Raw genomic sequence first — 20,020 nt, forward strand, 5'->3', positions numbered from 1 at the left:
CTTCCGGCGTCACCGGGTGCGGGGCCGCGGGGGTGCGACGGGCCTGCGGTGCCGGTGGCGGTGTGCGGGTCAGTGGTCGTGGGAGCGGCTGCGCCAGAGGACGGCGGCGGCCGCGAGGAGGACCAGGCCCGCGCCGCCCGCGGTCCAGGGGAGCCAGTGGGTGGCGGTGTCCGCGGCGGCGTCCTCGGTGGGGCCGGGGCCGAAGTAGCGGTCGGCGTAGGCGGCGGGGGACGGCTTCTGCGGTGTGGGCCGGAGGTCCGCCGCCGACTCCAGAGCGGCGGCGGGGTCGATCAGGCCGGCGCCGTAGTCGTCGTCGCGGCCGCCCTCGGGGCTGTCCTGCGCGGTGGAGGTGAGCAGCCGGCGGATCTGGGCCGGGCTCAGGTCGGGGTGCGCGGAGCGGATCAGGGCGATGGCGCCGGAGACGAAGGCGGCGGCGGGGCTGGTGCCCCAGCCGGACAGGTAGTCGCTCTCGGGGTCGGCCATGATGATGTCGTTGCCGGGCGCGCTGACCGTGGCGTACCAGTGGCGGGTGGAGAACCGGGCGCGGCCCCCCAGGTGAGTGACGGCGGTGGCCGTGATGACGCCCGGATAGGCGGCGGGGTAGGAGACACGGTTGCCCTTGAGGCCGCCGTTGCCCGCGGAGGCGACGACGGGGATGCCCTTGCCGAGGGCGTACTGGATGGCGGCGTCCTCGCGAGGCTCGGGGTGGGCGGATTCGCTGTCGTCGCCCAGCGACATATTGATCACGTCGGCGCCGTGGTCGGCGGCCCAGCGGATGCCGTCGGCGAGCGCGCCCGCCTTCTCCGTACGGGCCCGTTCGCGCTGCCCGTCGTTGTCCTCGAGGATCACCCGGACCGGCAGGATCTTCGCTGCCGGGGCGATTCCCAGCACTCCGTCCTCGCGGTCCGTGCCGTGGCCGTGACCTGCGATGATGCTGGCCATTCCGGTGCCGTGCCGGGCCCAGGCGGCGTCCCCGGGGCCGGCCCCGAAGCCCACCAGGTCCCGTTCGGGCTCGACCTGTCCTTCCAGGTCGGGGTGGTTGGCGTCCACACCGGTGTCCAGGACCGCGACGGTGACGCCCTCGCCCTTGGTGGTGCGCCAGGCCTGCTGGGCGTGGACGGCCTGGAGGGCCCACTGCTGGGCGCGGAGGGCATCGGCCTGTGCCGGGACTGCGGGGAGCACGGCGAGCGCCGCGGAGGCCAGCGCGAGGGCGGTGCCGCGCAGCACGGTGTGCGTCATGACGAGGCCTCCGTCGTCTGCGTCGGGCTGCCGGCCGCCTTGCGGAAGTCCGTCCCGACGCGGTCCGCCAGGCCCTTCGCGTCGTGGCCCAGGCCGGATTCGGCCGGGGCGGTGGTGGCGCCGGGCCGGACCGCCTCCTCGGCGGGCTGCGGCTCGGCGACGGCACGGCCGTCGGCGAAGCCGGAGACGGCGTAGACCACGACCGGGATGTCGGTGAGGATCCGGACGGTCCAGCTGGCCCGCTGGGCGCGCCCGAAGTCCTCGGCCGGGGTGCCCTTGGCGGCGTACGGCAGCGGCAGCAGGTCGGTGCGGGTGCCCAGACTCTTGGTGCTGAAGCGGGTGTTGAGGGCCCTCATCCCGGGCTGGTCGGTCTTGGTGATCTGCGCCCCGACCGTGATGACGCTGGTCCGGGTGGCATCGGCGTACGTGGCGCGCAGCAGCCGGGTGCAGCCGGCCCGGGTGAGCGCAGCGGCGAGCTTCGGGTCGTAGGCGCCGCCGCAGCCGCTGTCCGGGGCGACGGCGATCCGGGTCCAGGTCCGGTCGGCGCCGCCGGGTCCGACGCCCAGGCCGTTGACGGTGCGTGGGAAGAGCCGGTCGGCAGGGGTGTTGTGCCAGACGTCGCGGCCCTTGGCGAAGGTGGCCGCGGCGGTGGCCGGGGCGGCGTCGGCCTCGTCGCTGAGCCAGCTCCCGGCCGCGGCACCGCCGATGAGGCCGATGCCGAGGACGAGGCAGGCCACGGCGCAGAGCAGCCGGGGGCCGGGACGGCGGCCGGACGGGTGCCGGAGCATCGCCGGTGCGCCGGCGCCGGGCACAACTCCCCGGTGAGGAGCGGCGGTTGCGGGCCAGGGTGGCTGGGGCGGACGCGCGGACGCGGGCCCGGTCGGCCCGCTGCCGGGGGCCGGCGGGGGGCCGGGGGCAGGGTTGCGGGGGGCCGGCGGGGTGCCGGTTCCACTGCTGGCGCCGCGTTCGCGGGGGTCGCTCCACAGCTTCTGGCTGTTGGCCAGGTGGAAGGCGGCGGTGTCGCGGAAGGCGGCTGGGCGGCCGGCGGGCGGCGGCGGGGTGGGGGCGGCCGGTGCGGCGGGGGCCGGGGGGCCGGGCGCACGGTCCGGACGGGGCGGCGGCTGCGCACCGGCGGCGGGCGGCGGGACGGTGGGGCGCGGCGGGACGGGGTGCGCGGCGGCGGGCGCCCCGGGCGCCGGTACCGGCGGCTCGGCGGGGATCCGGCGCAGCACGGCCGTCTGCGGGTCCCCCTCCGGCCCCGGCGTCACGGCCGGGTCGGGCCGCCGGGGCGGCTGCGGGGGTATGGGTGGAATGTGCCGGGCATCGGCGAATTCGGCGTCGGTGCTCACCCGCGCTCCCCCTTGCACCGCTGACCCCCGCACCCGATCCGCAATCGGGGCACGGTGGTTCGTATCCGGACAACACGCCGCTGACCTGCTGGTTGCGGTGTCGAGCCACTCTAAGGGCTGGTACAGCCGGTGCTCCAACCCCTGTCCGCTCTGTCGCAATCTCTCCCCTACCCAGTGGTAGCGGGGTCTGGCAGGCTGCGGCCATGTCCCAGTACACAACCGACGCGGATGCCGACAAAGCCTCCTACGACCGCGCCACCGCGGCCCTCGACGCGCCGCTGGCCGTCGTCGACCTGCGGGCCTTCGACGCCAACGCCGCCGATCTGGTGCGCCGCTCGAAGGGGAAGCCGATCCGGGTGGCGAGCAAGTCGGTGCGCTGCCGGGCGCTGCTGGAGCGGGTGCTGGCACGGGACGGCTTCGCGGGGATCATGAGCTTCACGCTCGCCGAGTCGCTGTGGCTGGCGCGCTCGGGCTTCCCGGACGTCCTGCTGGCGTATCCGTCGGCGGACCGGGCGGGCTTCGCCGAGCTGACCGCCGGTCCGCAGCTCGCGGCCGCGGTGACGGTGATGATCGACGACCCGGTGCAGCTGGATCTGATCGATGCGGCGCGGCCGGCCGGCGGGGCGGGTGAGGAGGTGCGGGTGTGCCTGGAACTGGACACCTCCTACCGCCTGTTGGGCGGCAAGATCCGGGTCGGTGCCCGCCGTTCCCCGCTGCGGTCGCCCGACCGACTGGCCGCGCTGGCCCGGTCGGTGGTGCGCCGTCCCGGGTTCCGGCTGGTGGGGCTGATGGCGTACGAGGGGCATGTGGCGGGTGTCGGCGACGAGGTCGACGGCAAGCCGGTGTTCTCGCGGACGATCCGGGTGATGCAGGCCGCGGCGCGCAAGGAGCTGGCGCGGCGGCGCTGGGAGGCCGTACGGGCGGTGCGGGCGGTGGCGCCGCGGCTGGAGTTCGTCAACGGCGGCGGGACCGGCAGTGTGCAGCACACCGCGGCCGAGGCGGCGGTCACCGAGATCGCGGCCGGGTCGGGGCTGTATGTGCCGCGGCTGTTCGACAACTTCCGTTCGTTCAGCGGGCGTCCGGCGGCGCTGTTCGCCCAGCCGGTGGTGCGCCGGCCGGGCCCCGGGGTGGTGACGGTGCTGGGCGGCGGCTATCCGGCGTCGGGGGTGGCGGGCCCGGACCGGCTGCCGGTGCCGTATCTGCCGGCCGGGCTGCGCTACGACCCGCAGGAGGGCCCCGGCGAGGTGCAGACACCGCTGCTGGGGCCGGCCGCTGACGGGCTGCGGATCGGCGACAAGGTGTGGTTCCGGCATGCGAAGGCCGGTGAGCTGTGTGAGCGGTTCAGCGAGCTGCACCTGATCGACGGCGACCGGGTGGTGGACACGGTGCCGACCTACCGGGGGGAGGGGCACACCTTCCTGTGAAGGCGTGCCCCCTTCCCGTCAGCCGTGGATGCGGTCCTGCTGGTCGGGCACGATGCTGCCGTCGGCGCGGCGGACCGGGCCGAGGGTGCCGTCCGGCCGGGTGTAGCCGGTGGTCGCGCACGGGTACGGGTCGGCCTGGCGCTCGTTCGGCTCGATGAACATCGGGTTGACCAGCCAGCGGTGGTCGCTGTTGTCGTACGCCCGGCACATGAACTCGGCCTTGTTGCGGTTGAGCGCCAGATGGGCCCCGGTGGCGTCGCCGACGAAGGTGACATCGGTCTCGGCGTCGCCGGCCGCGAAGGCGGGGCGGTGCGCCCGGTCCTGCTGCTGCCAGGCCTTGGCGCCCTTGACGCCGTAGATCTCCTGGTTGATCCAGCAGCGCTTGCCGTCCATGTAGGTCAGGACCTCGCCGTGGGTGGCCTTGACGTCGCCGCAGCCCTGGACGCCGGTGGTGAGCCGGCCGTCGTCGACGAGGTTGCGGATGCCGATGACATGGTCGCGGTCGAGGCCCACGCCGGGCGCCCAGGCCCTGACGATCGGCTCGGCGGAAGCGGAGACGATGTACACATCGAAGCCGGCGGCCTTGAGCGTGCGGATCAGGTCCTTCTGCTGGACGTAATAGCGGACGTAGCCCGCCATCTTGTGGGTGCCCACGGTCTGTTCGGTGCCGATGGGCGCCTTGAGGTTCTCCGCGCGCGCCTGCCGGGCGTACGAGGTCAGCGTGGCGGGGCTGTGCCCGGCGAACAGCTGGGTGATCCAGACGTACTCGGGGACGGTGCGGCGGTGGTTCCACGTGCCGGTGAACGCCTTCTTGCCGGTGGAGGTCTCGGCGTCCTGGTAGACGTCGAGGATCTCGTCGGTGCAGGCGGTGTTCTTGGAGGTGGGCAGCGGACGGCCGGCCGGCACGGAGGTGCCGCAGGCCTTGGTGAGCGCGCGGTGGGCGTCCGCGGTCAGCCACTTGTTGGTGGCCTTCCAGCTCTTGGGCTGGAGCACCTTGTCGTGCCGCAGTGCCCACGCGAGCGTGGCGTCGGACACGTCGTTCTTCACGACGGTGTTGTCCCAGTCGAACGTCGCCACCGGCCGCGCGCCGCCGGATCCGGCGCAGGTGCCGCGCTCATCGATCATCTTCTGCAGCGCGGCGCGGTTCTTCCCGTACCAGCCCTTGGTGACCTTGAGGGTGGGGCACTTGCGCGGGGCCGGGCCCGCGGTGGCCGTCTGGGCGGCCACGAGGCCCCCTCCCGCGACCGCGAGGGCGGCACCCGCCGCCAGCCAGCGACGCTTGCTGAGCATGGATCACACTCCTGTCGTACGAAGACCCGAGGGCGGACGTTATGCATGACGGCCGGGCGTCGAGCGACGCCCGGCCGTCATGGCAGTTATACGGAAGTGAACAGCGGGCGGTTACAGCGGGGTGACGTACGCGCCCGCGATACCGCCGTCGACCAGGAACTCGGCGGCGTTGACGAACGAGGAGTCGTCGCTGGCGAGGAAGGCGACCGCGGAGGCGATCTCCTCGGGCTCGGCGAACCGGCCGACGGGGACGTGCACCAGGCGGCGCGCGGCGCGCTCGGGGTCCTTGGCGAACAGCTCCTTCAGCAGCGGGGTGTTCACCGGCCCCGGGCACAGGGCGTTGACCCGGATGCCCTCGCGGGCGAACTGCACGCCCAGTTCGCGGGACATGGACAGCACGCCGCCCTTGGAGGCGGTGTAGCTGATCTGGGAGGTGGCGGCGCCCATGACGGCCACGAAGGACGCGGTGTTGATGATCGAGCCGCGGCCCTGGCGCTGCATGTAGGGCAGCGCGTGCTTGCAGCAGAGGTAGACCGAGGTGAGGTTGACCTCCTGCACGCGCTTCCAGGCGTCCAGGCCGGTGGTGAGGATCGAGTCGTCGTCGGGCGGGGAGATACCGGCGTTGTTGAAGGCGATGTCGACCGAGCCATAGGTGTCGAAGGCGGTCTTGTAGAGCGCCTCGACCTGCTCGGAGTCGGTCACATCGACCTGGACGTAGGTGCCGCCGACCTCTTCGGCGGCGGCCTTGCCGGCCACCTCGTCGATGTCGGCGCAGACGACGTTGGCGCCTTCGGAGGACAGTCGGCGGGCGGTGGCCAGGCCGATGCCGCTGCCGGCTCCGGTGATCACGGCGGTACGGCCGACGAGGCGGCGGCACACTGCGGTCTGGTCGGTCACTTCGGGGGCCTTTCTCTGGGGATGGCTGGTAACGCTGTCCGGGCTCGCGCCCGGACGGCTGGGGTCCGGGGGTGTCCCCGGGAAGTCAGCCCTCGGTGCTGATGAAGACGTTCTTGGTCTCGGTGAAGGCGGCCAGCGCGTCCGGGCCCAGCTCGCGGCCGAGTCCGGACTGCTTGAACCCGCCGAAGGGGGTCCAATAGCGCACGCTGCTGTGGGAGTTGACGGAGAGGTTGCCGGCCGCGACGGCGCGCGAGACGCGCAGCGCCCGGCCGACGTCACGGGTCCACAGCGAGCCGGAGAGCCCGTAGTCGGAGTCATTGGCGATCCGGACCGCGTCGGCCTCGTCGTCGAAGGGGAGGACGACCGCGACCGGGCCGAAGATCTCCTCGACGGCCGTACGGTCGCCGGGCCGGCCCTCCAGGACGGTGGCCGGGTACCAGAAGCCCTTGCCGGCGGGTGCCTCACCGCGGATGGCGGCCGGGGCGTCCTCGGGGACGTAGGACCGCACCCGCTCGCGCTGGGCGGCGGAGATCAGCGGCCCCATCTGCGTCGCGGGATCGGCCGGGTCGCCGACCGTGAACGCCTTGACGGCGGGCTCCAGCAGCTCCATGAAGCGGTCGTACACGGAGCGCTGGACGAGGATGCGGCTGCGGGCGCAGCAGTCCTGGCCGGTGTTGTCGAGGAAGGAGCCGGGGGCGGCGGCCGCGGCGGCCTCGACGTCCGCGTCGGCGAAGACGATGTTGGGGCTCTTGCCGCCGAGTTCGAGGGTGAGCCGCTTGGTCTGCGTGGCGCAGCGGGCGGCGATCTGCCGGCCGGTGGCGGTGGAGCCGGTGAAGACGACCTTGGCGACGCCGGGGTGGTCGACCAGTGCGGTGCCGGTGACCGGCCCCTCGCCGGGCAGGACCTGGAAGAGGCCCTCGGGGAGCCCGGCCTCCAGGGCCAGCTCGGCGAGCCGGAGCGCGGTGAGCGGGGTGGTCTCGGCGGGCTTGAGGAGGACCGCGTTGCCGGCCGCGAGCGCGGGGGCGGTGCCCCAGGCGGCGATCGGCATCGGGAAGTTCCAGGGGGCGATGACGGCGACGACGCCGAGCGGCTCCTGGATGGTGATGTTCAGTCCGCCCGCCACCGGGATCTGGGTGCCGGTCAGGCGCTCCACTCCCCCGGCGGCGTAGTGCAGCAGATCGCGGACGTTGCCCGCTTCCCACCGGGCGTTGCCCAGCGGATGGCCGGCTTCCTTGAGTTCGAGCTCGGCGAGGGGGTCGATGTGCGCGTCGACGACCTCGGCGAAGCGGCGCAGGATGCGGGCCCGGTCGCCGGGTGCCACCGCGGCCCAGGCCACCTGGGCCGCCGCGGCCCGCCGGACCGCGGCGTCGACCTCTTCGGGGGAAGTGGTGGGGACGGTGGCCACCACTTCCTCGGTGGCCGGATTCAGGATCTTCAGCTCGTGCAACACGGGTGGTTCCTTACATGCGCTCGAAGGAGCGGAAGCGCTCCCAGTCCGTGACGGCGGCGTCGTAGGCGTCCTGCTCGACGCGTGCCATGTGGCGGTAGTGGTCGACGACCTCGTCGCCGAACGCCGCGTGGGCGATCGGGCTCTTCTCCCACAGCTCGGCGGCCTCGCGCAGTGTCGTGGGGACATGGGCGGCGTCGCCGGTGTAGGCGTTGCCGGTGGTCGCCTCGGGGAGTTCCAGCTCGTGCTCTATGCCGTAGAGGCCGGCCGCGACCATGCCGGCGACCGCGAGGTAGGGGTTCACATCGCCGCCGGGCAGACGGTTCTCCAGGCGGTGGGCGCGGCCGTGGCCGACCACCCGCAGGGCGCAGGTGCGGTTGTCGGGGCCCCAGGCGACGGCGGTGGGCGCGAAGGAGCCGGGGCGGAAGCGCTTGTAGGAGTTGATGTTGGGCGCGTAGAGGAGCGTGAAGTCACGCATCGCGGCGACCTGGCCGGCCAGGAAGTGCCGCATGGTCTTCGACATGCCGTACGGGCCGTCGTCGTCGGCCAGTACCGGCCGCCCCTCCGCGTCCTGGAGCGAGAGGTGGATATGACAGGAGTTGCCCTCGCGCTCGTCGTACTTCGCCATGAAGGTGAGCGACATGCCCTCCTGGGCGGCGATCTCCTTGGCGCCGGTCTTGTAGATGCTGTGCTGGTCGCAGGTGGTGAGCGCCTCGTCGTAGACGAAAACGATCTCGTGCTGGCCGAGGTTGCACTCGCCCTTGGCTGACTCGACGGTCATGCCGGCCGCGCCCATCTCGTTGCGGATGCGGCGCAGCACGGGTTCGACACGGCCGGTGCCGAGGACGGAGTAGTCGCCGTTGTACTGGTTGGCGGGGTTCATCTCGCGGTAGCCGCGGGCCCAGGCGTCTTCGTAGGTGTCCTTGAAGAGCATGAACTCCAGCTCGGTGCCGGCGTAGGCGCTCCAGCCGCGCTCGGCGAGGCGGTCGAGCTGGCGGCGCAGGATCTGCCGGGGCGAGGCGACGACCGGGGAGCCGTCGTGCCAGGCGAGGTCGGCGGTGATCAGCGCGGTGCCGGCGTTCCAGGGGGTGCGGCGCAGGGTGCCGGGGTCGGCGTGCATGGCGAAGTCGCCGTAGCCACGCTCCCAGGAGGACATGGCGTAGCCCTCGACGGTATTGAGGTCGACATCGACGGCGAGGAGGTAGTTGCAGCCCTCCGTACCGTGTTCGAGGACGGTGTCGAGGAAGTATCGGGCCGCGAACCGCTTGCCCTGGAGCCTGCCTTGCATATCGGTGAAGGCGAGGACGACAGTGTCGATCTCCCCGGCGTCGACGAGGACTCTGAGCTCCTCGACGGAGAGTGGGGGCGTGCGGTCTGCCACGGTGTTGCCTCCTGTCACTGCATCCGGAGGTCATAAGGTAGGCACACGAACCATTGATTGGGAAGGGGTATCGATGGAGAGTGCGGCTGATCGGCTGGCACCCGTGCTGCGGCCGGTGCGCGCGGGCAACGGTTTCGAGGAAGCCCTGGAGCAGATACTCCAGATCGTCCGGCTCGGCCTGGTGCCCCAGGGCGAACGACTGCCCGCCGAGCGGGAGTTGGCGGAGCGGCTGCAGATCAGCCGGGTCACCCTGCGCGAGGTGCTGAAGGTGCTGCAGGACGAGGGCCTGGTGGAGAGCCGGCGCGGGCGCTACGGCGGCACGTTCGTCCGGGTGCGGACGGAGAACCCGGGCGAGGCCGAGCTGCGGCGCCGGATCGAGAAGGTCGACGTCGAGGACACGCTGCGCTTCCGCGAGGTGCTGGAGGTGGGCGCGGCCGGTCTGTGCGCCGCGCACGGACTGTCCGACGAGCAGAGCGACCGGCTCCGGGCGGCGCTCGCGGCGACCCAGGACGCCCCGCTCGCCGACTACCGCAGGCGCGACACCCTGCTGCATCTGACGCTCGCGGAGCTGTCCGGCTCGCCGTCGCTGGCGGCGCAGTACGCGGCGGTACGGGCGAGCGTGAACGATCTCCTGGACTGCATTCCGCTGCTGGTCAGGAACCTGGAGCATTCACAGACCCAGCACACCGCACTGGTCGAGGCGGTGCTGGAGGGCGATGCGGACGGGGCGCGCGAGGTCATGCGGGAGCACTGCTGCGGGACCGCGGCGCTGCTGCGGGGCTTCTTGACCGCGCCGGCACCGTGAGACCCCGGGCGGAGACCGGCGCGGGGGCCCGCGTTAACCATTCTTTTACGCAGAGGTCTTGCGCTGGAGCGACACCGAGAGCAAAGGTATGCCGCTGAACCTTTGCTCGATTTCCCCCCTCGGCGAGGCAGGAGCGGCTCATGGCCGACAACACGGAATCGCAGACCGCACCGCCCCTCGGGGCCACGGGCGGAGCATCGCCCGACGAGACCTATCTGGAGCGGCGGACGCTGCGCCGGGGCAGCGCGGGACCGCTGCTGCTGACCGGCCTGGGCGTCGCCTATGTCGTCTCCGGCGACTTCTCGGGATGGAACAACGGCCTGGCGCAGGGCGGCTTCGGCGGCCTGGCGATCGCCGCCGTCCTGATGGGCCTGATGTACACCTGCCTGGTCTTCGCGCTGGCGGAGCTGGCCTCGATCCTGCCGACCGCGGGCGGCGGCTACGGCTTCGCCCGGCGCGCCCTGGGCACCTGGGGCGGCTTTCTGACCGGTACCGCGATCCTGATCGAATATGTGCTGGCACCCGCCGCGATCTCCATTTTCATCGGTGACTACATCGAATCGCTCGGCCTGTTCGGTCTGCACTCCAGCTGGCCGGTCTATCTCGCCTGCTTCGCGGTCTTCATCGGCATCCACCTGTGGGGCGTGGGCGAGGCACTGCGCTTCAGCCTGATCGTCACCGCCATAGCCGTCGCCGCGGTCATCGTCTTCGCGATCGCCGCGCTGACCGACTTCCATGTCGACTCGCTCAACGACATCCCCGTCAAGGCCGGCGCCTTCGGGGCCAACTCCTGGCTGCCCTTCGGCATCCTGGGGATCTGGGCGGCCTTCCCGTTCGGCATGTGGTTCTTCCTGGGCGTCGAGGGCGTACCGCTGGCGGCCGAGGAGACCAAGGACCCGGCCCGTTCGCTGCCCAAGGCGATGGCCGCGGCGATGGGCATCCTGCTGGTGCTCGCGCTGATCACCTTTGTCGCCGCGACCGGCGCGCGCGGCTCGGCGGCGATCCAGTCGGTGGGCGATCCGCTGGTCCAGGCGCTGCAGCCGGACGGCAAGCCGACCACCGTCAGCCGGATCGTCAACTACGCCGGTCTCGCCGGCCTGGTGGCCTCCTTCTTCTCCCTCATCTTCGCCGGCTCCCGCCAGCTCTTCGCGCTCTCCCGGGCCGGCTATCTGCCCCGCTTCCTCTCCCTGACCAGCCGCCGCAAGGCCCCCTACCTGGGTCTGCTGGTGCCCGGCGCGCTGGGCTTCGCGCTGGCCGCGGCCACCGGCGACGGCGCCCGGATGCTCAATGTCGCGGTCTTCGGCGCCACCATCTCCTACGCGCTGATGGCGCTCTCGCACATCGTGCTGCGCCGCCGCGAGCCCGGCCTGCACCGCCCCTACCGCACCCCCGGCGGCATGCTGACCTCGTCCGTCGCGTTCGTCCTGGCCTGCTCGGCGCTGGTCGCGACGTTCCTGGTCGACAAGGAAGCCGCCTTCATCGCCCTCGGCGTCTACGTCGTGGCGCTCGCCTACTTCGCCTTCTACTCCCGGCACCGGCTGGTGGCCACGGCGCCCGAGGAGGAGTTCGCGGCGCTGGCGGCGGCGGAGGCGGAGCTCGCCCGCGACTGACCTGCACACTCGGGCCGTGGCCGCCGGCCCCCCCCCGGCCCCCCCGCCCGCCCCCGCACCGCCCACACTCACGTACGGAGGACCGCACCCCATGTCCCAGCCCCTCATCGGCATCAGCACCTACCAGGAAGAGGCCCGGTGGGGGGTGTGGACGCTGCCCGCCTCGCTGGTGCCCGCCGGGTACCCCCAGCAGGTGCAGCGCTCGGGCGGGCTGGCCGCGCTGCTGCCGCCGGGCGATCCGGCCACCGCCGCCGCGGCCGTCGCCCGCCTGGACGGGCTGGTGATCGCCGGCGGCGCGGATGTCCAGCCGGCGCGCTACGGCGCGGAGCCGCACCCGAGGACCGGCCCGCCCGCCCTGGACCGGGACGCCTGGGAACTGGCCCTGATCGAGGCCGCCTTGGCGGGCGGCGTCCCGCTGCTGGGCATCTGCCGCGGCCTCCAGCTGCTGAACGTGGCGCTGGGCGGCACCCTCATCCAGCACCTCGACGGACATGCCGGCGCCCCCGGGGTCTTCGAGCAGCACGAGATCAAGCCGGTCCCCGGGACACTGCTGGGCCGTACGCTCCCCGAGCCGGTCACCGTGCCGACCTACCACCACCAGGCCGTGGACCGGATCGGCCGCGGGCTGCTGGTCTCCGCCTATGCGGAGGACGGCACCATCGAGGCGCTGGAACTCCCGGGCGCCTACGGCTTCGCCCTGGCGGTGCAGTGGCACCCGGAGGCCGGGGACGACACCCGGGTGATGGACGCCCTGGTGGCAGCGGCGCGCGGGGAGTCCCCGGCGGAGTGAACGCCCGGCTCAGCCGTGGTTCCCGCGAAGGGCTCCGGCCTCAGGGCGCCCCGCGTGTCAGCCCGAGCAGCTCGCGGGCCGGGCCCGCGGGCCGCTGACCGGTGGGCCACACGGCGCGCAGCTCGCGGCCGAGACGCAGTCCGCGCACCGGGATCTCCACCAGCCGGCGCGCGGTCAGCTCCTCACCGACGGCGAGTTCACTGAGGACCGACGGCGCCGCCTCGCTCACCACCGCCGCCTTCACGGCGGTGGTCGAGGCGAGTTCCAGGAGCGGTTCGGCCAGCCCGCCGTGCCGGGCGAGCGCCGCGTCCAGCACCTGGCGGGTCCCGGATCCCCGCTCCCGCAGGATCAGCGGGGTGGCGGCCAGTTCGGCGGCGGTCAGCTCCGCACGGCGCCTGGTCCAGGGGTGGGACGGGGCGGCGACCACGATCAGCCGGTCCTGCCCGATGACCGTCCCGTCCAGCCCCGCCGGCACCTCCAGCCCCTCCACGAATCCGAGATCCGCCGCGCCCCCCAGCAACCGCTCGGCGACCGCACTGGAGTTGCCCGCCAGCAGCGAAACGGCGGTGCCGGGCCGCTGCGCGCGCAGCGCGATCAGCCAGCCCGGCAGCAGATACTCGGCGATCGTCATGCTGGCCGCGACCCGCAGCCGGGAATCGCGCCGCCCCCGCAGCGCCTGTGCCCCCGCGTCGAACGCCTCGGCCGCCTCCACCACCCGCCGCGCCCAGTCCGTCACCAGCGCACCGGCATCCGTCAGCCGGGAGCCGCGCGGTGAGCGCTCCACCAGCGCCACCCCCAACTGCCGCTCCATCGACCGGATACGGCTGCTGGCGGCGGGCTGGGTGATGCCCCGCGCCCGGGCCGCCCGCCCCAGACTCCCGAGCCGGGCGACGGCGAGCAGCAGCTCCAACGCGCCGAGATCCGGGACCCGGTGCGACAGCGATACGGCGACGGGCTCGTCCTCAGCACCCATAAATCCCCCTACACATAACCCCAGCTTATGCCCTCATAGACACAAGGTCCCTGGTGGCGGCCGCCCGGGGCGACGACGCTGTTCTCATGGCAACCCTCGCGCAAGCACCTTCCCGCACCGACACCACCGCCCCCGCCACCGGCGCCCCCCACCTCTCACCTTCGGTCCGCCATCTCGGGCCGAACTGGTACGCCGCCGTCATGGGCACGGCGATCGTCGCCAACGCCGGTGCGGCCCTGCCGCTCACCGGGCCCGGTCCGCGCACGGCCTGCCAGGTGGTCTGGGGGCTGTCGGTGCTGATGCTGCTGACGCTGCTGACCGCCAGAACCGTGCACTGGGTCCGCCACGGCGACCAGGCGCGCCGCCATCTGCTGGACCCGGCCGTCGCCCCGTTCTACGGCTGTCTGGCCATGGCACTGCTGGCGGTCGGCGGCGGCACGCTCGCGGTGGGCCGGGACGTCATCGGCGCACCGGCCGCGGTGGCCGCCGACGCCGTGCTGTGGACCGTGGGCACCCTGGCCGGTCTCGCGGGCGCCGCGGCGATCCCGTATCTGATGGTGACCCGGCACCGTATCGAGCCCGGCAGCGCCTCCCCCGTCTGGCTCCTGCCGCTGGTCGCCCCCATGGTCTCGGCGGCGCTCGGCCCGGCGCTGGTGCCGCATCTGCCGGCCGGCCAGTGGCAGCAGGCCCTGCTGCTCGTCTGCTACGCCCTGTTCGGCATGTCCCTGCTGGCCACGCTGCTCGTCCTGCCGCTGGTCCTGTCCCGGCTGCTCCACCACGGCCCGCTCCCCCTGGCGCTCACCCCCACGCTGTTCCTCGTGCTCGGCCCGCTGGGCCAGTCCACCACCGCGGTGAACAACCTCGCCGATGCCGCACCGGGCGTCGTGGACCTCTCCACCGCACACGCCATGGGCGCTTTCGCGGTGCTCTACGGCGTCCCGGTGATGGGCTTCGCGCTGCTCTGGCTGGCGCTCGCCACCGCGCTGGTGGTCCGTGCCTTCCGGCGCGGCATGGGCTTCTCGATGACCTGGTGGGGCTTCACCTTCCCCCTCGGGACCTGCGTCACGGGCGCGGCGGGCCTGGCCCTGCACACCGGGCTGACGGCCTTCGACTGGCTCGCCGTGGCCCTCTTCGCCGTCCTCGTGACGGCGGTGGCGGTGGCCGGCACCCGCACCGCCGCCGGCCTGGCCCACGGACGCCTGCTGACCCCGCCCCGGCCGGTCACGCCGTAGGGCGTGCCGTCCGGATCAGAGGGCTCGCGGGGGTCGGCGCCCACAGGCCCCAGCGGCCCCCGCTCCCTCACCGGGCCCCGGCCAGCGCCTGTGCCAGTACGGCCGGGGCCTGTACCAACGACGGCCCGTACCAGGTCAGACAGCGGCCGCTGACCAGCGCGGCGGGCAGACCGGGAAACGCCTCGGGACCGTCCTCGGCGCTGAAGCGATAGGGCTCGTCGGGCAGGACGACGAGATCGGCGGCACCGGAGTTGAGCGCGTCGAGCGGGATACGGGGGTAGCGGTCGGCGTGGTCCGCGTACAGGTTCCGCACTCCCAGACGGGCCAGGACATCACCGGCGAAGGTGTCCCGCCCCAGCACCATCCACGGCCGGCGCCAGACCGGCACCACCGCGGTCCGCTCCGCCGCCGGGGGCGGAAGCTCACGCCAGGCGGTCTCGGCGGCGTCCAGCCACGCGGGCCTGGGCAGTCCGCAGCCCGCCACCAGCACCCGCGCCAGTTCGCCCCACGCCTGGTCCAGTGTCCGCACCTCGGTGACCAGGACGGTCAGCCCGGCGGCCCGCAGCGCCTCCAGATCCTGCGGACGGTTCTCCTCCTCATTGGCGATCACCAGATCGGGCGCCAGCGCCGCGACCCTGCCGACGTCCGGGTTCTTGGTGCCGCCGATACGGGGGACGTCGAGCCCGGCGGGGTGGCTGCACCAGTCGGTGACCCCGGCCAGCAGCTCGGGCGCGCACGCCGCCACCGCCTCGGTGAGGGAGGGCACCAGGGACACCACGCGCCGGGGGGAACGGTGACCGGTCATCCGCTCACGGTACGCGCCCGTCTCCGCGCGGGCAGCCGGCCGGCGTCATCACGCCGTCCGGCCTCAGGAACGGCCGCCGACCGTGCGCCGCAGCCAGAACGCCGCGCCCGCGGCGAGTGCCAGCAGCACCAGACCACCGGCCGCCTGGGCGGCGTTCACCCCCTCGACCCGGCCGTCGCGCACCGTGACGGTCTCGGTGAAGCTCTCCCCGCCCGGCGCACAGTGGATGGTGACCGGGTAGCGGCCCGGCGCGGCCCCCTCGGCGACCCTGGCCCGGGCGGCCATCCCGCTCTCCCCCGGCCGCAGCAGCACCGAGCCGAACAGCCGCGATGACGCGTGCGCCGAGCGGGCCGGGGCACACTGCCTGCCGTCGCTGATACTCACCCGCTGACCGGCCACCATCGGATCCGGCTCGACCCGGGCCGAGGCGCTGGGCGCGGCGAGCCCCAGGGCGGAGGCGGCGAGCAGGGCGACGGCGGCGGGGTGTGCGGGCTTCACGGTCATCTCCTTCGCCGGCCGCGACCAGGGCGGCCCCTCAGGAAAAACAGGCACACAGCAGAGCGAATCACCTGTCCCGCCCCGCCGCGCAGCAAACGCCGCCGGTCGGGTGATCCGCCGGTGTCCCGCGCCGCGGCGGCCGTACGCAACGAGCCCCGCCGCCCGGCAACTGCCGACGGGGCTCGCCACACCACGGGGTGGTTCGCGCGGGCGCGCGAACTACGCGCCGTACACGCCTACTTCACCGGCGCCATCTTGTCGACGATGCCCGGATGGTCGGCGATCCACTTCTCGACGCCCTTGTTCTCGTTGCCCTTGCCGGCGTCCTGGATGGCGTTCTCCAGGCTGCCGAGCTCCTGGGCGTTCATCTTCCAGTTCTTCAGCCAGCCGTGGAACTCCGGGAACTTCTTCGGGAAGCTCTTGTGGCCGAGCGTCTTGATCTGGTTGTTGGCGCCCCAGGTGCCCTTGGGGTCCGCGAGCTTGGTGAGCTTGTACTTGCTGTACGCCCAGTGCGGCGACCACAGCACCACCGCGACGGGCTCCTTCTTGTGGTACGCCCGGTCCAGCTCCGTCAGCATGGCGCTGGTGCCGGCCGAGGTGACCTCGAAGTCCTGCAGACCGTACGCGGGGGCGACGGTGTCCTTGAGGCGCTTCATCTCGCCGGTGCCCGGCTCAATTCCGATGATCTTGCCCTTGAACTCGTCCTTGTGCTCCCGCAGATCGTCCAGGGTCTTCACACCCTTGACGTAGGACGGCACCGCGATCTCCAGCGAGGTCTTGTCGTACCAGGGCCCGACGTCGACCAGATCCTTCTTGTACTTGTCCCAGTACTGCTTCTGCGCGACCGGCAGCCAGCCGTCCGTCTCCACATCGATCTGGCCCGTGGACAGTCCCGTCCACATCGGTCCGACATCGAGGTTGCGGATGTTCGGCTTGTAGCCGCGCTTCTCCAGGACGTTCTTCCACAGGTACGTGGTGGCGATGCCCTCGTCCCACGCCGGGTAGCCGATGTTCGGTGCCTTGCCGGCGTCCTTGCCCTTGGCGTACGTGGCGTCGGCGGACGGCGCGACCTTGTCGACCAGGCCGGGGTGCTTCTTCAGCCAGGTGCGCACACCGTCCTGCTCATGGCCCTCACCGGCGCTCTTGATGTCGTTCTCGAGGCTGGTGAGCTGCTTCTCGTCCAGGTGAAACTTCTTCATCCACTTGGCGACCTCGGGCTCGTCCTTGGCGAAACCCTTACGGCCCAGCAGGTGCAGACCGTCACCGGAGCCGAAGGAGCCCTTGGGGTCCTTGAGCTTGGTGAGCTTGTACTTGTCGTACGCCCAGTGCGGCGACCACAGCGTGACCGCGATCGGCTTCTTGGCGTGCAGGGAGCGGTCCAGCTCGGTGAGCATGGACGCGGTGCTGGACTCCTGGACCTTGTACTCGCCGTCCAGGCCGTAGTCCTTGAGGACCTTGTCCTTGAGGATCTTCATCTCGCCGGCGCCCGGCTCAATGCCGGTGATCTTGCCGTCGAGCTCGCCGCCCTTGCCCTTGAGGTCGTCGAGGGTCTTGACGCCCTTCATGTAGGACGGGACCGCGATCTCCAGGGAGGTCTTGTCGTACCAGGTGCCGAGGTCCTCCAGCTTGTCCTGGTACTTCTTCCAGTACGAGGCGTGGGTGGTCGGCAGCCAGGCATTGGTCTGCACATCGATGTCACCGCGGGCCTGCCCGGCGAACAGCGGTCCGGCCTCCAGGGCCTGGACCTTGGGCTTGTAGCCGCGCTGTTCGAGGATTTCCTTCCAGAGGTACGTGGTGGCCTTGCCCTCGTCCCAGTTGACGTAGCCGAGGCTGATCGGACGGCCGTTGCCGCCGCCGCCCTGGCCGCCGCTCTTGCCCACCATGCCCATACCGCCGGCGAGCAGCGCCAGCACGACGATGCCGACCATGGCAACGGAGGTGGCGGGCCGCCAGTGCAGGAACTTCATCCCGCCGAGCGACGCCTGCGCCTTGGCCAGCGCCCGCCGGCCGAGCGGGGAGACCCGCTGGTTGAGCGCACCGGTCATCCGGTCCAGGTACATGGCGAGGATGACGACCGCGATACCGGACTCGGAACCCAGTGCCACGTCGACCGAGCTGATCGCGTTGTAGACGGACCCGCCGAGACCGCCGCCGCCGACCATGCCGGCGATGACGACCATGGACAGCGCCAGCATGATGACCTGGTTGATACCGGCCATGATCGTGGGCAGCGCCAGCGGCAGCTGCACGCGGAAGAGCGTGCGCCGCGGGTGGGTGCCGAACGCCTCGGCCGCCTCGACCAGTTCCCCGTCGACCTGCCGGATGCCGAGCTCGGTCATCCGGACCGCGGGCGGCATGGAGAAGACGATGGTGGCGACGATGCCGGGGACGACACCGAGGCCGAAGAAGAGGATGCCGGGGATGAGGTAGACCATCGCCGGCATCGTCTGCATCAGGTCCAGGACCGGACGCAGCACTCCGCCGACGACCCGGCTGCGGGCCGCCCAGATACCGAGCGGCACAGCGACCAGCACGGTGATCAGGCAGGCCACCAGCACCAGGGAGAGCGACTCGATGGTCGGTCCCCACTGTTCTACGGAGTCGATCAGTGCGAAGCCGAGGAAGGCGAGCAGGGCGGCCGGCAGACCGCGCAGCCACCAGGCGAGCACCGCGAGGATGCCGGCCAGCAGCAGCGGTTCGGGTCCTGCGAGGACCGTGTGAATCGCGTCGTAGAGACCGTTCAGCACCTTGGTGATGAGGGTGAAGAGCCAGTCGAGGTTGTCGCGCAGCCAGTTGACGGCGCTCTCGGCCCAGCTGCCTATCTGGATCCTAGGCACCGGCGATCACCTTGTCCTCGGGGTCGTTGTCCCCGGGCGTGGCCACGGAGTCCTTCGCGGCGGCCGGGTCGCCCGCTGGCGCGTCGTCGTCCGGCGCGTCCACGGCGGGCGTCTTGCCGAGCGCCACTGCCGTGCCATCCGCGGCCGGGGCCTGGGCGGGGACACCGCCGGCCGCGGCCTGCCGGTCACCTTCGCCGAGGACGGCGAGCAGCCGCTCGGCCGCCACCGCGCCGACCAGGTCACCGTGCTCGTCGGTCACGGCGACCGGAACGGTGCTGGTCGAGCAGGGGGTGAACAGCTCGACCAGCGGGGTGTCCACACCGACGGTGGCGGGCGCCGCGGCCCGGAACTCCGCCGCGGTGGTGAGCTTCCTGCCCTCCGGGGTCGTCGCCCCGAGCACGGTCCCGACCTCGGCCATGATCGCGCCCGCGGTCAGCACCCGCGTACGGTCCACGTCCTGGGTGAAGGAGGCGACATAGTCGTTGGCCGGCGTGACGAGGATGTCCTCGGCGCTGCCGATCTGGACGATCCGCCCGTCCCGCATCACCGCGATCCGGTCGCCGAGGCGCATCGCCTCGTTGAGGTCGTGGGTGATGAAGACGATGGTCTTCTTCAGGGTCTTCTGCAGTTCGAGCAGCTGGTCCTGCATATCGCGGCGGATCAGCGGGTCGAGCGCGCTGAAGGACTCGTCCATCAGCAGCAGATCGGCGTCGGTGGCCAGCGCCCTGGCCAGGCCCACCCGCTGCTGCATCCCGCCGGACAGCTCGTCGGGCCAAGACTTCTCCCAGCCCTTGAGCCCGGTGAGTTCCAGTGCCTCGGTGGCGCGCCTGTTGCGCTCGGCGCGCGGGACGCCCTGCACCTCCAGCCCGTAGGCGGCGTTCTCCAGCACACTGCGGTGCGGGAAGAGCGCGAAGTGCTGGAAGACCATGGAGATCTTCTCGGAGCGGACCTTGCGCAGTTCCTTGGCACTGAGCGAGGTGAGGTCCTGGCCGTCGAACCGGACGGTTCCGGCGGTCGGCTCCAGCAGCCCGTTGAGCGTGCGCAGCAGGGTGGACTTGCCGGACCCGGACAGACCCATGACGACGAATATCTGGCCCTCGTCCACCTCGATCGACGCGTCGATCACCGCGGCGGTGGTGCCTTCGGCCCGCAGCTCCTCCCGGCCGGCGCCGGCTTCGAGCTTGCGGACCGCGTCCTCCGGTCGTCTGCCGAACACTTTGTACAGGTGCTCGGCTTGCAGCCTGGACACATATACCTCTCTTGTTGTGCGAGTAACGACCTGCCACCCCCGTAGCCAGGTCGTGGAGCGGCGCGGGGTCGGCCCGCCTTTACCGGTCGAATAGTTGAATCTCGACCGGGTCCACTCCGGGTCCGCGCCTGCCCCTCTTTATCTGGCTCAAACACAACGGTGAGTCAGCTCACACCTGTGTGACGTATGGGGCA

The 20,020-nt window shown here is 72.3% G+C and carries 16 protein-coding genes; 5 read left to right on the forward strand and 11 right to left on the reverse strand.

The genetic code is table 11. From position 1 onward, the window contains the following. Positions 1-69: 69 nt before the first annotated feature. On the reverse strand, positions 70-1,239 hold the full coding sequence (mycP, locus tag NUT86_RS09245; RefSeq protein ID WP_159489973.1) for a type VII secretion-associated serine protease mycosin: 1,170 nt from the start codon (positions 1,237-1,239) through the stop codon (positions 70-72). Continuing rightward, a complete protein-coding gene (locus NUT86_RS09250; protein ID WP_274734678.1) occupies positions 1,236-2,588 on the reverse strand; it encodes a hypothetical protein in 1,353 nt (450 codons plus the stop codon). The genes mycP and NUT86_RS09250 overlap by 4 nt, the downstream gene beginning before the upstream one ends. Positions 2,589-2,791: 203 nt before the next feature. Between NUT86_RS09250 and NUT86_RS09255 the strand changes: the two genes are divergently transcribed. Then, the gene (locus NUT86_RS09255) at positions 2,792-4,012 is read left to right on the forward strand and encodes an amino acid deaminase/aldolase (RefSeq protein WP_148589233.1); all 1,221 of its coding nucleotides are present in this window, start codon (positions 2,792-2,794) and stop codon (positions 4,010-4,012) included. A gap of 18 nt (positions 4,013-4,030) precedes the next feature. Here the strand turns inward: NUT86_RS09255 and NUT86_RS09260 are convergent, their stop codons facing one another. From NUT86_RS09260 to NUT86_RS09275, 4 genes are all read right to left on the reverse strand, one after another. Then, complete coding sequence (locus NUT86_RS09260; RefSeq protein ID WP_266449353.1) at positions 4,031-5,302, reverse strand: haloacid dehalogenase-like hydrolase; 1,272 nt, start codon at positions 5,300-5,302, stop codon at positions 4,031-4,033. Positions 5,303-5,413: 111 nt separating this feature from the next. Next, complete coding sequence (locus NUT86_RS09265; protein ID WP_018087741.1) at positions 5,414-6,199, reverse strand: 3-oxoacyl-ACP reductase; 786 nt, start codon at positions 6,197-6,199, stop codon at positions 5,414-5,416. A gap of 85 nt (positions 6,200-6,284) precedes the next feature. Next, complete coding sequence (locus NUT86_RS09270; RefSeq protein ID WP_274734679.1) at positions 6,285-7,649, reverse strand: aldehyde dehydrogenase family protein; 1,365 nt, start codon at positions 7,647-7,649, stop codon at positions 6,285-6,287. A gap of 10 nt (positions 7,650-7,659) precedes the next feature. Beyond that, positions 7,660-9,027, reverse strand: coding sequence for a glutamine synthetase family protein (locus NUT86_RS09275; RefSeq protein WP_274734680.1), 1,368 nt, complete (start codon positions 9,025-9,027; stop codon positions 7,660-7,662). Positions 9,028-9,100: 73 nt separating this feature from the next. Between NUT86_RS09275 and NUT86_RS09280 the strand changes: the two genes are divergently transcribed. From NUT86_RS09280 to NUT86_RS09290, 3 genes are all read left to right on the forward strand, one after another. Further along, on the forward strand, positions 9,101-9,832 hold the full coding sequence (locus tag NUT86_RS09280; protein WP_026169297.1) for a FadR/GntR family transcriptional regulator: 732 nt from the start codon (positions 9,101-9,103) through the stop codon (positions 9,830-9,832). 140 nt (positions 9,833-9,972) lie between these two features. After that, complete coding sequence (gene eat / locus NUT86_RS09285) at positions 9,973-11,442, forward strand: ethanolamine permease (protein ID WP_274734681.1); 1,470 nt, start codon at positions 9,973-9,975, stop codon at positions 11,440-11,442. 91 nt (positions 11,443-11,533) lie between these two features. Next, positions 11,534-12,232, forward strand: a complete 699-nt coding sequence (locus NUT86_RS09290) for a gamma-glutamyl-gamma-aminobutyrate hydrolase family protein (RefSeq protein ID WP_159489981.1) — start codon at positions 11,534-11,536, stop codon at positions 12,230-12,232. Positions 12,233-12,272: 40 nt separating this feature from the next. On the opposite strand, the gene NUT86_RS09295 is transcribed toward NUT86_RS09290, so the two are convergent. Continuing rightward, complete coding sequence (locus NUT86_RS09295; protein ID WP_174876467.1) at positions 12,273-13,205, reverse strand: LysR family transcriptional regulator; 933 nt, start codon at positions 13,203-13,205, stop codon at positions 12,273-12,275. A gap of 86 nt (positions 13,206-13,291) precedes the next feature. Here NUT86_RS09295 and NUT86_RS09300 point away from each other — a divergent pair, with 86 nt between their 5' ends. Next, entirely contained in the window at positions 13,292-14,437 is a 1,146-nt protein-coding gene (locus NUT86_RS09300) for a TDT family transporter (protein ID WP_274734682.1), read from the forward strand. A gap of 67 nt (positions 14,438-14,504) precedes the next feature. Here the strand turns inward: NUT86_RS09300 and NUT86_RS09305 are convergent, their stop codons facing one another. From NUT86_RS09305 to NUT86_RS09320, 4 genes are all read right to left on the reverse strand, one after another. Continuing rightward, the gene (locus tag NUT86_RS09305; RefSeq protein WP_274734683.1) at positions 14,505-15,242 is read right to left on the reverse strand and encodes a helical backbone metal receptor; all 738 of its coding nucleotides are present in this window, start codon (positions 15,240-15,242) and stop codon (positions 14,505-14,507) included. A gap of 63 nt (positions 15,243-15,305) precedes the next feature. Beyond that, entirely contained in the window at positions 15,306-15,746 is a 441-nt protein-coding gene (locus NUT86_RS09310) for a hypothetical protein (RefSeq protein ID WP_018087750.1), read from the reverse strand. Between the two features lie 230 nt (positions 15,747-15,976). After that, entirely contained in the window at positions 15,977-18,577 is a 2,601-nt protein-coding gene (locus tag NUT86_RS09315) for an ABC transporter permease/substrate binding protein (protein WP_274734684.1), read from the reverse strand. Then, a complete protein-coding gene (locus NUT86_RS09320; RefSeq protein ID WP_018087752.1) occupies positions 18,570-19,826 on the reverse strand; it encodes a quaternary amine ABC transporter ATP-binding protein in 1,257 nt (418 codons plus the stop codon). Before NUT86_RS09320 ends, NUT86_RS09315 begins: the two co-directional genes overlap by 8 nt. Between the last annotated feature and the right edge of the window lie 194 nt (positions 19,827-20,020).

Source organism: Streptomyces sp. G7(2002), assembly GCF_028870195.1.
Lineage (GTDB): Bacteria > Actinomycetota > Actinomycetes > Streptomycetales > Streptomycetaceae > Streptomyces > Streptomyces nigrescens.

Coding starts and splice junctions, on each gene's coding strand:
- NUT86_RS09300 (WP_274734682.1), top strand. CDS start 13,292: ATGGCAACCCTCGCGCAAGCACCTTCCCGCACCGACACCACCGCCCCC.
- NUT86_RS09260 (WP_266449353.1), bottom strand. CDS start 5,302: ATGCTCAGCAAGCGTCGCTGGCTGGCGGCGGGTGCCGCCCTCGCGGTC.
- NUT86_RS09280 (WP_026169297.1), top strand. CDS start 9,101: ATGGAGAGTGCGGCTGATCGGCTGGCACCCGTGCTGCGGCCGGTGCGC.
- NUT86_RS09290 (WP_159489981.1), top strand. CDS start 11,534: ATGTCCCAGCCCCTCATCGGCATCAGCACCTACCAGGAAGAGGCCCGG.
- NUT86_RS09295 (WP_174876467.1), bottom strand. CDS start 13,205: ATGGGTGCTGAGGACGAGCCCGTCGCCGTATCGCTGTCGCACCGGGTC.
- mycP (WP_159489973.1), bottom strand. CDS start 1,239: ATGACGCACACCGTGCTGCGCGGCACCGCCCTCGCGCTGGCCTCCGCG.
- NUT86_RS09255 (WP_148589233.1), top strand. CDS start 2,792: ATGTCCCAGTACACAACCGACGCGGATGCCGACAAAGCCTCCTACGAC.
- NUT86_RS09305 (WP_274734683.1), bottom strand. CDS start 15,242: ATGACCGGTCACCGTTCCCCCCGGCGCGTGGTGTCCCTGGTGCCCTCC.
- eat (WP_274734681.1), top strand. CDS start 9,973: ATGGCCGACAACACGGAATCGCAGACCGCACCGCCCCTCGGGGCCACG.
- NUT86_RS09310 (WP_018087750.1), bottom strand. CDS start 15,746: ATGACCGTGAAGCCCGCACACCCCGCCGCCGTCGCCCTGCTCGCCGCC.